Raw genomic sequence first — 15934 nt, forward strand, 5'->3', positions numbered from 1 at the left:
AATATTCTTTTTACCATCCTTAAAACCTTCAATCAATTTTTGAGTTTATCAGAATTACGTTCTGACCTATTTATAACTTTTATTGGCTATCGGATATTGGATTAAATTGTCAGGGGAAGATTAGTGGCAGATTCGATCTTCTAACGTATTCTATTTCAAAATTACTTCTTGAGTTAGCTACGGCTAACCTAGTCAAATACTTTAGCAAGGAGGCAGTGCTCTGGAAAAGACAGCTTACAGTTTTTTTACTTTCGAATCCACAAACTCTTGATAGGCTTGTTGGCAAGAAGGATTGCTTTTCATAAACTCCACCAGAGTCTTGATGGCTTCGATCGTTGCCGTCGAGAGGTAGTGTTCCATGGCTTCCGCTTCAGCAGCAAAGTCACATTTGCTACATATAAAATCCAGAAACTCTTGTAGCAATCGGTTTCTAGCGACTAAGTAGGACCCAAACTCTTTACCTTTATCGGTGAGTCTGATCTCTCCATATCGTTCGTAATCTATGTAACGCTCGTTTCTCAATTTATAAAGAGCTTTTGTTACTGATGGTAAAGCAACATCAAGCCTTTTACTGATGTCTGTTACCCTAACGATATCTAGGGTTAATGAAAATCGGTATATCTCCTCTAAATAATCTTCTAAGCTGGGTGTTAGCAATTGACACACCTCTTCTAAAACGCACCTTAAATCAAACAAGTGTTTTATCCAAGGAAGTGAAGTGATATTTGATTGATGTCAATTCAAGTTACATTATTATATTCGCTAATTTCATAATTCTTACAAATTATTTGTCGCGTTTAAAAATCTTGTTAAAAAATCGGGTTGTCATTAGGATGACTATCAAGGAGGTACAAATTCCATGAGTGATGGATTGAATATTTCTCAGGGCGTAACTCGTAATGTTTCCATTCCCTTAAAGTTAAATGATACCAACAAAACTATAGAGGCTTGCCGTGCAGCTATCACTGGGAAGAGCAAAGGGATCAGGGCCTTGCTCCCGTTTTTAGGTCCCGCTTTTATCGCCTCTGTAGCTTACATTGATCCAGGAAACTTTGCTACTAACATTCAAAGTGGCTCCTTGTTCGGATATAACATGTTATGGGTTGTGGTACTTGCTAATTTGATGGCGATGCTCTTACAAAACATGTCAGCTAAACTGGGTATTGCAACGGGCAAAAACTTGCCAGAACTTTGCAGAATTCACTTTTCGAAACGAATGTCCTATTCCATGTGGGGAGTATCAGAAATCGCTGCGATGGCGACCGATCTTGCAGAATTCCTAGGTGCAACCCTCGGGTTAAATTTATTGTTTGGCATTCCGATGCTTTACGCCACCATTTTGACCGGTTTGGCCACGTATTTGATTCTGATGCTGGATCGCTTCGGATTCAGGCCCTTGGAAAAATTCATAGCCGCCTTTGCGGTCATGATCGGTGCGTGTTATATGATCGAAACATTCCTTTCTCGTCCTAACTTTTCTCAGGTTGCTTACCATTGTGTTGTGCCTTGGCTTGGTAACAGTGAAAGTATAATGCTTGCCGTGGGAGTTATTGGAGCAACCGTCATGCCCCATGCAATCTATCTCCATTCGGGATTAACCCAAAACAGAGTTGTGCCACAGAATGATCACGAAAAGATTCAACTTCAAAAATTCAACACTAAAGAAGTATTAATAGCCTTGGGCTTTGCCGGATTGATTAATATTGCCATGATGTACATGGCTGCAGCTGCATTCCATTCAACGGGTAATAGCGGTGTCGCTGATATTCAATCGGCATATAAAACATTAACTCCAATTCTCGGATCGGCATCGGCAAGTGTCTTCTTGATATCATTACTTTTCTCCGGTATTTCCAGTTCTGTGGTCGGTACTATGGGCGGTCAAGTGATCATGCAAGGATTCGTAGGATTTAGCATTCCTGTCTGGGTACGCCGTATTGTTACTATGTTGCCCACAGTGATCATTGTGGCATTAGGAGTTGATCCCACCCAGACATTGGTTATTAGCCAAGTAGTATTAAGTATTGTTTTGCCAATCCCAATCATAGCCCTGATATATTTTACGAAACGTAAGGATATTATGGGAGTCTTGGTCAACAAGAGACTGATAACTTCTTTATCAATTATATGTGCCGTGGTCATCTCGTTTCTAAACCTTTTACTGATCTATCAAACACTCGGAGGTAGTATACCATTTATCGGAAACTAATCAAGGAATCAACAAAATGTTAATAAGCCGGGGATACCCCGGCTTTCTTAAAAATACTAGTGATGGTGTGCCTACATGGCTTGGACATTACTCATAGGTGTCTTATTCACGGCACTGATCGGATGGTAGTGGATTGACTCGCTTATTGCTTTAGCCCTTGTATATTTTGTTGTTAATGAGGGCCTGAAAGCCATTCAAGATGCGAAAGGACTCAGTCCTGATACCTGAGGCGATTGTTAAACCTCGGTGAGGTTTATAGTTATGGATAGTAGTTACCCTATTTTTTGATTTGTAAAGTGAGAAAACAAGGAGGATGTATGCTTATGTCTGAACTTAACATTTATCAGAGTCAAAAGAAGATCTTGATATCAGTAGGACTCGTCGGTTTAATTTTATCGACAAAACTGGTTCTCGCATATATCACCAAGAGTCTTGCACTTCTTAGTGACTCTTGGCACTTAATGACCGATTTCGCAGCCCTAATCCTCAGTTGGTGGGGACTCAAAATAGCCTCGAAAAAGGCCGATTGCAAAAACACTTATGGATACCATCGTTATGGTGTGCTCTCGGCATTAGTCAATAATATATCTCTTATCACCATTTCCCTTTTCATATTCTATAAAGCAGTTGATCGTTTTCTTAATCCTGTCACTGTAGAACCTAAAGGAATGATCATAGTGGCAATCGCTGGGATGATTGTTAATCTTCTGATTGTCCTTAATCTTAGGCAAAATACTCAAAATTTAAATGTCAAAAGTGCCTTTCTGCATTTTACTGGAGATGCTCTTGCCGATTTAGGAGTTTTAATAGGTGGCATAATCATCTATTTTACTCACTGGTCAAGGATTGATACCCTATTAAGTGCAATTCTCGCCTGTCTTATCTTAAGAAGTGCTGTTAAGATGACTAAAGAATGTTTACATATCTTCTTAGAATCGGTACCAAACCATATTTCCATTGAAGAACTGCGTACAACAATCTTAGCAATTGACGGCGTCCAAGGAGTAAGTGATATACACGTTTGGGCTATATCGCAGGAGGTAATATCTATGACAGCTCATATCTGGGTTAAGGACTTAAACAAAGAGCATTCGGCTGATCTTTTACATAAAATTCAACATGTAAGTTATGATCAATATAGAATAGAACATACAACGATTCAATTTGAAGATTGTCCCTGCAGTAGTTGTTTTCACAGTAAACAAGATCATCAACATCAATGTTCCTTGTGCATTGATTTGTGTCCAACAGCTTAGTTACGTTTAAACATGTAATTATGAAAAACCGCTTAAGCGGCCATCTTACAATAACTTTATTTTTCCGTACCCTCAAAGAATTTCTGTATCTTTCCAAAGTCATATTCAGAGGCAACCCTGAAAAAGCACAGTTCATAATCAATTTAGCAACGACACTCCGTAATTCTTGTTCCATTGAATACTAATATTCGATCCCTTGCCGTGCCATTATTCCCTTTTGCATAGGATGTTTCCGGGCAGTTATTTCCGAGACATAATCAGCCAGCTCAATCAATTCTAATGGTGCATCCCTTCCGGTCAGGACGAGTTCCACTGTAGGGGGTTTCTCCTTAACGAGCTCGGCTACTTCCTTAAGGGGAAGGAACCCCAGATTCACCGCTGCCATGATCTCGTCCATAATAATCAAATCCCATTCCCCGCTAATCACGGCCTCAATGGCATAATTCATAGTTATCCTTGTTTCCCCTTTAATTCCTCCCAACTCGTTAGCTGTCATTTCCCAAGTGAATTTGTCATTCTTATTATGCCTAAATTGTTGAAACTTCGGACCGAGCTTAGCGATGGTCTCCATTTCGCCTGTTGACTGTCCCTTTAGAAACTGGATCATAAGAACCTTAAGTCCCTGACCACTCGCCCTGCTCCCCAACCCAACCGCTGCTGTCGTTTTTCCTTTTCCTGAGCCTGTGTAAATATGGACTAATCCTTGTTGCATTTTTTGGTCCTCCTTGTTTTTAATCGTTCTACGGAAAAACAGAAAACCTCTCGACAGGTAATGTCAAGAGGTTCCAAAACAACGCAAACCATGTTCAAAGAACACTGCACACACCCCCTATCTGCCGTAGAGTCTTTTGGTGTACAAATACAGGCAGGTTTCCTGACTTAAGTGTCATCACTCTCTAGACCCTTCTCGGTTACCCAGTGGTTTTCTAGGAGGATTCTTCTTTTACAGTGGCGGGACCGCGTGGGATTTTCACCCAACTTCCCTTTTAACCGTTATAAGAACATAAACGGCACCTGATTTGTTTTTATTAAATTATCATTTAGTTTAAATTTAGTACAGTTGCTTGTTCAAATCCTTCTTTTTCGGCCCAACCGCCCTCTGTTAAGAAACGTTTCCATCTCTAAAATTATATAGCATTCAAAGCTTAAACCAGTGATTACATCCAGGATATAACGACAAGGGCTTGGAACTAATGTGCATGTCTATGGTAAATGTCAGGTGTATGTTGGTGTTCATGAATTATTAGTTGGTGTTCATGAATGTGGGAATGGTAGCCCGTTTTTGGTGTTTCCTCATCAGAATGGCAGTGTAAATGGTGTGCATCGTTGTGACAATGCCTATGCTCATGTACGGTTGATTCGTGTTCGTGTAAATGTGCATGCTCTTCCTTGAGCAAGAAAACTGCCCCAATAATCATGCTAAGAAGAGCAAGAAAAAACATTGTGCCTTGGCTTTCTTTGAATAAGAGCAAAGATAATGCCGCTCCAACAAAAGGAGCCGTTCCGAACAAAGCACTTGTCCTGGCAGAACCAAGTTCGCGCATAGCCCATATAAACAATACAATACTCAGCCCGTAGCTGAAAAAGCCTAGAAGCATGGCCAAAAGAACGAAATTCAATGAAGGCAACGAAAACCCTATTTTAAGGGATAGAACGAATGAGAAAGCACCAGCACTCAATCCCTTGATTGTTACAATCGAAAGAGGGTCTTTGGCTGAAACGTTTCGGGTAAAATTGTTGTCTATCCCCCACAAAATGCAAGCGCCAAGTACTCCAATTGCACCCAGCGAAAAACCCCACTGCCCTGATGAATCCCACGAAAGCAAGATACTTGCCGTTGTGATCAATAGTACTGCCATCCATATCCGTTTTCCGATGGCCTCTTTAAATGCAATGGCAGCAATGACGGTCGTTGCTACACCCTCGAAATTGAGCAAAAGGGAGGCTGTAGAAGCCGGTGTATTTTTCAGACCAACCATCAGTACGATGGGGGCTGCAATCCCTCCGGCGAGTACAGCACCAGTGATCCAGGGCCAATCCTTTTTGGTAAGTCCGGCCTCATCACTGAAACGGGTGTCTGAACCTTGGAAGCGTCTCAGGAGGAAAAGCCCAATACCACTGCCTAGGTATAGTAAGGATGCCATTAAAATTGGGGCAATTTCACCTAAAAGGAATTTAGAAATTGGGGCACTCGCTCCAAACAAAGCGGCAGCAATTATGGCTTTTAGCATTGGGGTAATGTTTCTATTCTTCATTTATTTACCCCCAACTACCCATGTGAGAGAAATCTCTCAACCCCGCAATAGATTACGCTATCGATAAATGTTATAAGCAAAGTCAAAAGCTAGTATTATCTTCTAAAAGATGCTTTGCCTGACCAATAGTCAAGGGAAGGTTAGTCATGTTTAAATTACCATCACGGGCGAGCAGTTCCGCTAAATGGGCGACTCTTGGCAATCGCAAATCAATCTGACGAATGGTTTCTTTATGACGAAAAACTTCTGCAGTTGTGCCGTCCAAAACAATTTCACCTTTGCTTAAGAGATAGACCCGATCAGCCAGCAAGGGAACAATATCCACATCATGGGTCGCAAAAATCAGCGTGATGCCCAGATCACGGTTAATGGAATTGAGTAATCGAACAAGTTTGCTGACACCTCGCGGATCTAAGGCTGCAGTAGGCTCATCTAAAACCAAGACTTCCGGTTTCATAGCCAGTACGCTGGCTAAGGCAATTCTCTTTTTTTCACCGCCACTTAAATTATGAGGACTTTTAGCCTCAAAGCCCTGCATACCCACAACTTTTAGAGCCCAGGCGATCGCATCTTCTAATGCCTGGCCGGAAATACGCATGTTCATTAGGCCATAGGCAATTTCCTGGCGAACTGACGAATTAAAAAGTTGGTCATCAGGGTCCTGAAAAACCATACCGATGCTACGGCGAATTTCCGGTAAATTTTCTTTTTGTACAGGTAAGTCTTTTATCGAAACCTTACCTGAAGTTGCTTTTAAGAGACCATTAAAGAGTTGAAAAAGAGTTGATTTTCCGGCACCATTTGGCCCCAGAATAGCAATTCTTTCGCCTTTCCTTATACTCATGTTGATATTTTTGAGTGCCTGGTGACCGTCGTTGTAAATATAGCTAACTTCCGAAACCTTAATAAGTTCCATGTTTGTTCCTTTCTTTCACTAGATTGTTATGTTCAAAACCACTAAGCCAGCCAATAGAGTGACACCAAGCAAACCGATCTGCCAATCCGCTATGGAAATTGATTCAGTAAAAAAGTCAGCACCAGTACTATCTTCGTTGTATCCTCTCGAAAGCATCGCCTTATAAATTCTGATACTGCGATCCAATGAATTTGTTAAGACATAACCTGCCACCTTACCGATATCCCGCGCTTGTTGCAGCCATGAGCTACTGTCACCCATCCTGCTTAATTGTGCCTGTCTCATGTTATGACTGGTTTCAGTCAAAATAAAGACATAGCGATACATCATGGCGGCAAGATCAATCATCATATTAGGAACTCTACATAGGCGTAGGGTTTCCAAAATTTCAATCATGGGAGTGCTAAACGAGAGAATACTACCCAACGTTATCGCAGCCATAATACGCAATGCTATTAGGAAACCTAACTTTATGCCTTCCTGGTACGCAATGAGTCTAAACGGTCCAACAGAAATTGCGAATAAAGCATGACTGCCATTCGTAAAGATTAAGCTGAGGAACACCAACCAAGCTACACCGAAAGGGATGTAAAGGCGGATAAACAAGTGCCGCCATGGCAGGTTCAAGGTACTAAACAATACTAGAGCAATCAACCAGAGGCCTGCTACCAAATACCAATGATTAAGAACCGTTGAAACAATAATGGCACTTAGAAACAAAACGGTTTTAACCCGGCTATCCCAACGATGCAACGGGCTATCAGCGGAGGCAATTTTGTCTAAGACAGCCAATTCCATGTTCATTCCACCTCTAAAGATTGTTCTTCATTCTTTGGTCTGCCGAAAAGTTTTTCCCAGTGGTGACCGACGATTAAACCGGCAAAGAAGTTGGCAACCGAAAAGGCTCCAACTTGGGCATCGCCTGGTAATTCTGCAAAGGGGTGGTGTTCCCCTTTGGTTACCTTGGTCGCCAAGTTATTGACTAAGTCATCCGTCCCACCAGCTTCCATGTTATGACTAGCCATGTATTTACCAGCACCGAAGATAAAGAGTAATAGAACAAACATTACGGAGAGCATGACTTTTGTAAACGAATCGAACCATTTTATTTGTTGGTTTGATGTTTGTTCTTTAGTGATTGACATTTGGTTTTACCTCCCGGCTGGATTTTTGACGTAGTTTAATCCCAGGCAGCAAATCAGGCCGACGATTAACCATGACTTGAAGTACGGCTGCTGTAAAGGCAGCCTCCGCGATGGCCAAAGGCAATTGGGTGGGGCCGTAACCCATAAAAAAGATCATCCATTGTTTAAGCAAAGGCACATGGCCATGTAAACTAAGGGCAAGTTCAAAAGAACTGGTTAAATAGGTTAATATGTCACCAACGAAACCTGCTACCCCAGCGGCCAACCAGAGAGGACTACGGAGGGAACATAATATTTTCCAACTTAAGTAACCAGAAATACCGCCTACAATTCCCATAGAAAAGGTATTAGCACCAATGGTAGTGATACCACCATGGCCCAAAAAGATAGCCTGAAAAAAGAGAACAATCGCGGAAATTACAGCAGTAGCCAGGGGACCGACAATAATTGCCGCTAGGGGCGTACCACAAGGATGGGAACATGAACCAGTCACTGGCACCGGCAAGTGCATCGCCGAAATAACAAATACCGCCACACCAGTCATAGCCAAGAATGGTTTGTAGGATAAGTTTTCTTTAACCTTCTTTTGAATTTCTCTTAAGCCTGGGATAACAAATGCGGTGGTAACAGCGTACCATGAACCCCAGGCCAAAGGTGATAAAATGCCATCTTCAATATGCATATATAAAACCTCCATCAATTGATCTCAAAGTTAAAAACACAAAATAAAAAATCCTTCACCAACAGAAGGATTAAAAAGTTCAACCAGTATCCGGTAGAATTACCAAGAACACAAGTATACACCTCCCTAACATCCCGTAGGTAGTATCGACTTCGAAATAAGCAGGTCTCCTGGCTCAAGATCATCGTTAACTTACGTCTTCCCGGATTATTCCAGTGACAATATGTAAGATAACTCACTCATACAGTGGCGGGTACCGCGTCAGCTTCAACTGACTTCCCTTTTCAATTCTTCCCCTCGGAAAAGAATCACTCATTCCTTGATATTTGATTATACATATATTAACACACAGTCAAACCGACTGTCCAGATAATTCAGTCAAAAATTAGATGTCATTTCCCTAGGATCTTCCTCCCTCAGCCTTAGAATGTACAAGCACCTTTTCAACTATCTGTCAAAATGAACATCAATAATCCTTACTATATTATACAATGTTCTTAATTACACGAGAAGTACTTTCTTTTCCATTTTTCTCGTTGCACTGCGTAACTATAACACTCAATCGTCGTGATTATTAATCCATAAGCTTTCGCTACGAGTCAATTCTTCGAGTTTGTCCTCAATATCTATAAATTTCAATAACCATTTAATTCTATGTTCTTTTTCCAAGTTAAGCTTCTCTAAGATTTTATTCCGCTCCTCCAGCAAGGCTTGTCTCTGTGCTTGAAACTCCCTCTCCTTCTGCTGTTGTCCCAATATCTGTGCCTCCTTTCAGAGTGGATATTTCGCATAGGACTTTATTTTTATTCAGACCAGCTTTTCACATTATGATTACTTATGTCTTGAAGCAAAATCACATCGTTTGTGAGATTAATGGCTTAGGAACACATGAAAGTGATACTGTTTCATATTTACCTTGCACAACTTCGATATCCGGAAACTTTCCTTCAATTAGAACCTGATAGTTATATCTAAAAGCACAATAAAAACTCAAACAATTAGTGAAATGAATTTTGTTAACGTTAAATTTTAGCAGATACTGAATTTGCACAATAATTCTTTCAGGGTCAATTTCAGCAGGACATCCTGGACAATTAATAATTCCGACGAGTTCTAAGTTTCGGGAACTATCATAAATTTTGTAAGGTCCTTTCCCGTTTCTTAGCTCATTCAAACAATCAGAACAGGAACACCCTAGTTTCTTGGTTACTTTTGGACAACTGAAAATTACAATATTAGTCACTAAAAGCACTTCCTTAATTCATGCCTTCTGTTCCATCACACTCTCACAGAACGCACAATGAATCGTTGAATTGAGTATTGAACCTGCAACCAGTTATAAATAACTAGGATTTCTGAAAAGAACCGCCTGTGAACAAGCTTGCAATACTGTCTCCCACTGTTCGAGCAAGCGGCTTCAAAAAGGAGGTGTATTACTAGATTCTGCCTAGCGAATCCAATAACCTAAACATTAGAAACAAACATCAAATGTGTTAAGAATTCTCGTTTTTTAAATAAAGAAACCATGTAAGTCTACAGTTTCTTTGTACTGATAGACCTTCATGGTCATGCTTCTTTATTATTCGAATTCATTTTTAATATCGTTGATACATTGATCTAATGAGTATGCATATGGTCGTGATCGTGCTCGTCACCCGGTTTGTGGTCATGTTCATGACTATTGGTATAGGCCTCGTGAATGTGTTCGTGGTCATGCATTTCTCCATTATGCATATGTGGGTGCTTATGACGGATCTCTGAATGGGTATGATAACTTTATGATCGAAGCTATTATGGACGTTCTTTTAGAATTTTTATACCAAAGAACTCATTTAGGCATCACTTAGGGATCACGACCATTTGATTTTGTATTCTTTCGACGGTAACCGGAACTCCATAGGCCTGAGCGATATTTTCTGCAGTCATTACCTCTAAACCGCCGGCTGCGAAGACCTTGGTATCCTGAAGTAACAAGAATTTATCTGAAAAGCGCAAAGCCAAGTTTAGGTCGTGCATAACGGCTATCACTGCGATATTTTTCTCTTTTGCTGCGGTTTGAATAGTTTTCAATACTTCCATTTGATTTTTTAAATCCAAATTACTTGTTGGCTCGTCTAAAAGCAAAACCTCTGGTTCCTGAGCCAAGGCTCTGGCAATAACCACTTTTTGCAATTCTCCACCACTCAGCTCATCTAAGTAACGCAAGGCAAATTTTCTTAAACCTGTTTTTGCCAAAATACCATGTACCAATGCCAAATCCGCCGCTGTCGCCTCCCACTTGATATGGGGTTTGCGCCCCAAGAGCACTGCATCAAAAACAGTCTGGCGGCAGCTCTCAAAGTTTTGAGCAACATAGGCCATTTTCAAAGCGATAGCTAAACGACCGAGCTTGGTCACTTCCTGTCCATCTAACAAAATACTTCCCTTTTTCGGCAGCAAGATCTTGTTTAAAGTCTTGAGCAACGTCGACTTCCCGGCACCATTATTACCTAAAATTGAAAGGAACTCACCTCTCCGAACTGAGAAACCTACCATTTCTAAGATCGTTCGGCTTCCGTATCTAAACTCAATACCGTTAACCGCCAAGATCATCTCAGCTTAGCCCCCCTTATCAAAAGATAGAGAAAGAGCGGAGCTCCCAGGAAAGAAGTTATCGCTCCAACCGGCAACACAATAGGTGCGATAATTCGCCGTGACAGAGTATCCGCAGCCAAAAGCAACAAAGCTCCCATCACACCGGAAGCAGGGATAAGAAAGCGATTGTCTCCGCCAATGATGCGTTTGACTAGGTGCGGAGCCACTAGACCAATAAAAGCGATAATTCCCAAAAACGAAACAACTGTAGCCGTGATCAATGAAGCAAAAAACATTCCCCACTGCCTCGTTTTTTCTACATTAACCCCTAAGCCTTTGGCTGTCTCAGCCCCACTGTCCAAAGCATTGTAATTCCACCGGTTAAACAAGAAAAAGATCAGTGCGACTAAGACAATACAAGTCATAATCCCCAACTCGCCCCATGATGCCCGCCCGATATCGCCAAAGGTCCAAAAGACGACGGCAGCTACGTTGACATCATTCGTAAAATACTGCAAAAGCATTGTAGAGGCTGAGAAAAGGGAGCCTAAAGCAACACCGGCTAATACCATTGATTCCGGCGACACTCCCTTGTACTGGGCCAGAAAAATAATGATCATAGTTGTTAACATAGCCGCCACAAAGGCAGTTATTGTAACAATATAGGGATTATTAATCAGAAGCTCTCCTCCGCTAGTACTTGAAGAGCTGCCTGCTCCCCAACCGATGATAGCAAGCGCAGCCCCAAAGGCTGCGCCTTGAGCTATCCCTAGGGTGCTCGGAGAAGCTAAAGGATTTCTGAGAATAGTTTGCATGACCGCACCGGCCACCGCTAAGCCTACCCCGGCTACCATGGAGGCTAACACCCTGGGCAAGCGAATTGACCATATAATAATCTCTGCATGCCCATCCGTTTGACCGAGCAGTGTTAGGACCACTTGCCACGGTGAAAGTTCGGCTGAACCGGCACTAATAGCATAAAGGGCAAGCATGCCTGTTAAAATTACCAAAACGCCCAAAATTAATTTCTTCTTCCAGGTATATTTTAAGTAATGTGTAAGCTCGCCTTTATGCACGCTTTCACCGTTAACCAACTCACTCACCTTCCCAATTCAAGCTTCTTAAAGCCGCCTAACTTCTGTTTCATTTCCGCGTACAATGGTTTACCTAACAAAAACTGATAAATCTCATCGCTCTTCTTGATGGGATCAATGTCTTGAAACTGTTTAGGAAATATAATCTTTCCCACAAAATAGGCATCGGCAAACGCCGTGTCAATATTGGCCGTATAGTTGTTATATGGAATCTGGCTATAGACTTGATTATTTTTCACTGCCCGCAATGATTGATAAAAAGCGGGATTCTTTTTATAATCATCCTGTACCAATGAGTATCCGAGTGCATCAAGGAACAAAAAATCCGGATTCCAACTGATAAGTTTCTCTTTATCAATCATTAAGCTGCCGCTTTTTCCCGTTTCATCAACAACATTTTTGGCCCCAATAAGCACAAAGGGAGGATATTGGGCCTGCGAACTTTCAATACCGTGTATCCCTTTCATCCCTACTGCCCCGACATAGACTTTTGCTTTTTCTCCATCAGGAATGTCTTGAGTTCGCTTCGCCAAATTCTTTTCATTTTGTTTAAGATAAGCAACTACATCTTGGGCTCTTTTCTCTTTCCCAATAATCGTGCCAACCAAGATTAAGGAGCGGAAAAGATTATCATCAAAGGACGTTGTCCCACTGCTATAGCTCAAAACGACTACCGGAATACCTGTTTTGGCTTGAAGCTGGTCAGCTTTTTCTTTGTCTAGTAACGTGCTGACTAAAATTACATCGGGTTTGACACTGACCAAGCTTTCTTCATTCGGAACAGTATCAGGTCCTCCCTGTCCAATGCTGGGCAGCTTTTTTAAGTCTGGATAGGCCATCATGTAAGATCTTCCTGGTGAAGCCTTTTTTTCTATGTCTTCAATACCCACAACCAGCGTTGTTCCATAATCATAGGTGACTAACCTCAACGCACCCGGTCCAATCGCCACGACCCTTTGAACAGGAAGCGTCATCTCAACCTCTCGGCCAGCCAAATCTGTAATTTTTTGTTTTTGAACCTGAGCTGTTGCCAAAACTGCTGCTTCTTTCGAGCTTGTTGTCCCGCTACATCCTGCTAAAAGCAACACTGACATAAGCAGAACTAATACTACAGCCGTCGCTTTTCTCATTTCTAACTCATCCTCTCAACTTCGCACAAGTATCTCTTACTTAACTCATTTCGAAATAGCTAATACAGTAGTCCAATATGTTTTTACTACTTATTTAGTACAAGAACTCGTGACTCATATTTTTCTACACATTCTGGACAGGCAATACGCCCATCACGGACTCTCGCCCGCTGTTCCATGACTCCCTCTCCACAGAATGCGCATTGTACCGTTGGATTGAGTTTTGGACCCTTTGGCAGCTCAAAGGAGATTTTTCGCCATTCAAAATGCTCTTCCGGCGGAGCTTCCAGCAGGTGTATGGAAATCTCTTCATGCAGTTTATAAAATTCCTCAGACTCGGCGGTCGTTGCAGCACCTTCCATCAATTTAACCCTCAGAGCTTGGTGCCGTTCATTGTCCATAGCTCCATATTTCAAGGCCACGCGTACACCATGTCCGTCCTGTCGACGAATGAAACTAAAAACATGCTTCCCATGATCTTTAAACATCAAATTTCCCTTGCCAAACGTGCTGGAAAATAAGGCCTGGACTGCATCCACGCCGCAAGCATCATTTTGGACAATGCTGACAATCCCTCTCTTGGAATCGTAGGGTTCGTCTCCTAAATCAGGAAGCATTTTCAAGGCAATCTGAGCTGCCACAAAGCCAATTGCTAACCCCGGGCAGACATGCCCATGAAATGCCACACAACGTTCCCAATCCATCTTAACTTGTTCATCCATCTTTATCCGCTCCTTATTTTTTTGCTTATTCCTAATTTAGAAACCACGTATTTCATTCAAATTAATTCAAAAACTCTTTTACATCTAATATCGTTATAGTTTTCTCCCTGTTAAGAGATAGCGCTGGGGTGCATCTTCGATCGTTATATTTTCAAAACCGGCTTCTAAAAATATTGCGTGCATCACTTCCTTTTCTGGAATCAGGCAATTCTTAACCGCACCGCCAAGAGAAGCGTGTAAATTATTAATATAATCTCTGCTATGGGGATGAATTACAGAAACTCTGCCTCCACGTTTCAAGACTCTGCTCATCTCTTTGGCAGCTTGCCAAAGATCATCAAAATGAGGAAAGGCTGAGTTGCACACGACTTCATTAACTGACTGATCTGCCATCGGGATATTCTCTGCCTTCCCATCCAAGATTTCCAAATTAGGCAATTGATACTTTTTGCGTGCTTCTGCCAACATCTTGGGAGAAAAATCCACAGCGATCACGACTCCCGACGGACCTATGTCCTTAATCAGCATGGGTATAAGCACTCCTGTTCCAGTCCCCAGATCAAGAACGTTGCTTCCCGGGGACAAAGCCAGTTCTTCTACGATACTCTGTAATCTAAGCAGTACCTCATCTTCAATTAAAGAATCCCAATTTGCTGCTTTTTCGTTGAAATAATCTTTTTTAGTATTCATATCCGGCCACCCCGCAATCTTTACTACATGCTCCCAGTTTTCTTTCGCAGCGATATAACGTTTCTTATCGCCTACGAATGAATCAAATCAAGCTTTTTGAATCCGCCATAATCCTTAACCATTTGTTCGTAGACGGGTTTGCCTAATAGAAACGTATAGATTTCATTCACTTTTTTGGCAGGATCAACATCCTGGAATTGTTTAGGGAAAATCACTTTTCCAGCATAATAGGCATCTGCCAAAGCCGTATCAATGTTAGTCGTATAAAAATTATAGGGAATCTGACCGTAAACTTGTCCGTTTTTAACCGCCTGCAGTGACTTGTAAAATTCAGGGTTCTTTTGGGCATCGGCAAGCACTTTACTGTATCCTCCTTCGTCAACAAAGAGAATGTCCGGATCCCAGCTTACCAACTTCTCGCGCTCAATCATCACGCTGCCGCTTTTTCCGGTTTCATCGACAACATTACGAGCCCCAATGTTCAGAAAGGGGGGATACTTAGCCTGAGTACTTTCAATACCCTGAGTTCCTTTTACACCTATAGCTCCCACATAAACTTTCGGCTTCTCTGTGTCGGCGATACCTTGTGTGCGCTCTGCTAAATCCTTCTGACTCTTCTTAAGGTAGTTGATAACTTCCCCGGACCTCTGTTGAGTTCCGATAACCTGTCCTATCAGGTCTAAAGAGCGATAAACTTGATCTTCATCAAAGGTTGCCAAGGGCCCATAACTTAAAACAACGACAGGAATTCCGGTTTTGGCTTGGAGATTGTCAGCCTTAACTTTGTCCACGAGGTAGCTGACAAAAATTACATCCGGTTTGACACTAAGTAACGCTTCTTCATCCAGCACTGAGTCTGCTCCGCCCTGCCCAATTGTCGGTAAATTCTTAAGCTCTGGGTGGGCAAATATATAAGGTCTACCCAGAGGAACTTTCTTTTCCATATCCTCGATTCCGACAACTTTATTTGTTCCATTAGTGTATGTAACCAACCTCAACGCTCCCGGCCCGATGGCCACAATCCGTTGAGCGGGAATTTTCACTTTAACCTCACGACCAACCAGATCAGTCACTACTAGGATTGCAGTGCTTTCTGCTTCTTGCGCTCTTGCAGCAGCTTGTCCTGTCTCAGAATTATTGGGATTACTTCCGGCCCGAGTAGCTGCACAGCCTATTAATGTTTGTCCAACTAGCATCAAGCATAGAAGCCAAATGCTTACCTTTATAATTTTTCTATACATTTTAACGCCTCTTTTCTTTT

General features: G+C 41.9%; 17 protein-coding genes and 2 riboswitches. Of the genes, 2 read left to right on the forward strand and 15 right to left on the reverse strand.

Features of this window, described 5'->3' with window-relative positions:
• Nucleotides 1-234: 234 nt before the first annotated feature.
• Nucleotides 235-657 carry an iron dependent repressor, metal binding and dimerization domain protein gene (locus B5Y67_RS15860; protein WP_088227400.1) on the reverse strand — a complete coding sequence of 141 codons (423 nt, stop codon included), beginning with the start codon at nt 655-657 and terminating at the stop codon, nt 235-237.
• Between the two features lie 202 nt (nt 658-859).
• On the opposite strand from B5Y67_RS15860, the gene B5Y67_RS15865 reads away from it, so the two are divergent.
• Complete coding sequence (locus B5Y67_RS15865; protein WP_088227401.1) at nt 860-2209, forward strand: Nramp family divalent metal transporter; 1350 nt, start codon at nt 860-862, stop codon at nt 2207-2209.
• A 323-nt stretch (nt 2210-2532) separates the two neighbouring features.
• Nucleotides 2533-3465: a cation diffusion facilitator family transporter gene (locus B5Y67_RS15870; RefSeq protein ID WP_088227402.1), complete on the forward strand. Its 933-nt coding sequence runs from the start codon at nt 2533-2535 to the stop codon at nt 3463-3465.
• Between the two features lie 181 nt (nt 3466-3646).
• Here B5Y67_RS15870 and B5Y67_RS15875 read toward each other — a convergent pair whose 3' ends face one another.
• The 14 genes from B5Y67_RS15875 to B5Y67_RS15940 all read right to left on the reverse strand — a co-directional run bounded on the left by B5Y67_RS15875 (nt 3647) and on the right by B5Y67_RS15940 (nt 15914).
• Complete coding sequence (locus B5Y67_RS15875) at nt 3647-4177, reverse strand: cob(I)yrinic acid a,c-diamide adenosyltransferase (protein ID WP_088227403.1); 531 nt, start codon at nt 4175-4177, stop codon at nt 3647-3649.
• Nucleotides 4178-4311: 134 nt separating this feature from the next.
• A riboswitch (cobalamin riboswitch) is annotated at nt 4312-4498 on the reverse strand.
• A gap of 157 nt (nt 4499-4655) precedes the next feature.
• The gene (locus B5Y67_RS15880) at nt 4656-5720 is read right to left on the reverse strand and encodes a DMT family transporter (protein ID WP_088227404.1); all 1065 of its coding nucleotides are present in this window, start codon (nt 5718-5720) and stop codon (nt 4656-4658) included.
• Nucleotides 5721-5802: 82 nt separating this feature from the next.
• Nucleotides 5803-6636, reverse strand: a complete 834-nt coding sequence (locus B5Y67_RS15885; RefSeq protein WP_088227405.1) for an ATP-binding cassette domain-containing protein — start codon at nt 6634-6636, stop codon at nt 5803-5805.
• A gap of 18 nt (nt 6637-6654) precedes the next feature.
• Nucleotides 6655-7434 (reverse strand): cobalt ECF transporter T component CbiQ, encoded by a 780-nt coding sequence (gene cbiQ, locus B5Y67_RS15890; RefSeq protein WP_088227406.1) that lies wholly within the window; start codon nt 7432-7434, stop codon nt 6655-6657.
• Nucleotides 7435-7436: 2 nt separating this feature from the next.
• Nucleotides 7437-7781, reverse strand: coding sequence for a hypothetical protein (locus B5Y67_RS15895; RefSeq protein ID WP_088227407.1), 345 nt, complete (start codon nt 7779-7781; stop codon nt 7437-7439).
• Nucleotides 7768-8463, reverse strand: a complete 696-nt coding sequence (locus B5Y67_RS15900; RefSeq protein ID WP_088227408.1) for an energy-coupling factor ABC transporter permease — start codon at nt 8461-8463, stop codon at nt 7768-7770. The genes B5Y67_RS15895 and B5Y67_RS15900 overlap by 14 nt, the downstream gene beginning before the upstream one ends.
• Before the next feature lie 142 nt (nt 8464-8605).
• Nucleotides 8606-8794, reverse strand: a riboswitch (cobalamin riboswitch).
• 227 nt (nt 8795-9021) lie between these two features.
• Nucleotides 9022-9219: a hypothetical protein gene (locus B5Y67_RS15905; protein ID WP_088227409.1), complete on the reverse strand. Its 198-nt coding sequence runs from the start codon at nt 9217-9219 to the stop codon at nt 9022-9024.
• Between the two features lie 97 nt (nt 9220-9316).
• On the reverse strand, nt 9317-9706 hold the full coding sequence (locus B5Y67_RS15910; protein ID WP_088227410.1) for a CGGC domain-containing protein: 390 nt from the start codon (nt 9704-9706) through the stop codon (nt 9317-9319).
• Between the two features lie 596 nt (nt 9707-10302).
• Nucleotides 10303-11055 (reverse strand): ABC transporter ATP-binding protein, encoded by a 753-nt coding sequence (locus B5Y67_RS15915; protein WP_088227411.1) that lies wholly within the window; start codon nt 11053-11055, stop codon nt 10303-10305.
• The gene (locus B5Y67_RS15920; protein ID WP_088227412.1) at nt 11052-12131 is read right to left on the reverse strand and encodes an iron ABC transporter permease; all 1080 of its coding nucleotides are present in this window, start codon (nt 12129-12131) and stop codon (nt 11052-11054) included. Before B5Y67_RS15920 ends, B5Y67_RS15915 begins: the two co-directional genes overlap by 4 nt.
• 5 nt (nt 12132-12136) lie before the next feature.
• Complete coding sequence (locus tag B5Y67_RS15925) at nt 12137-13261, reverse strand: iron ABC transporter substrate-binding protein (protein WP_088227413.1); 1125 nt, start codon at nt 13259-13261, stop codon at nt 12137-12139.
• A gap of 86 nt (nt 13262-13347) precedes the next feature.
• On the reverse strand, nt 13348-13983 hold the full coding sequence (locus tag B5Y67_RS15930; RefSeq protein WP_088227414.1) for an FmdE family protein: 636 nt from the start codon (nt 13981-13983) through the stop codon (nt 13348-13350).
• Between the two features lie 93 nt (nt 13984-14076).
• Complete coding sequence (locus tag B5Y67_RS15935) at nt 14077-14673, reverse strand: methyltransferase domain-containing protein (protein ID WP_088227415.1); 597 nt, start codon at nt 14671-14673, stop codon at nt 14077-14079.
• Nucleotides 14674-14744: 71 nt separating this feature from the next.
• Nucleotides 14745-15914 carry an iron ABC transporter substrate-binding protein gene (locus B5Y67_RS15940; RefSeq protein ID WP_088227416.1) on the reverse strand — a complete coding sequence of 390 codons (1170 nt, stop codon included), beginning with the start codon at nt 15912-15914 and terminating at the stop codon, nt 14745-14747.
• Between the last annotated feature and the right edge of the window lie 20 nt (nt 15915-15934).

Origin of the sequence: Desulfosporosinus sp. FKB (assembly GCF_002196705.1) — a bacterium.
Classification (GTDB): Bacteria; Bacillota; Desulfitobacteriia; order Desulfitobacteriales; family Desulfitobacteriaceae; genus Desulfosporosinus.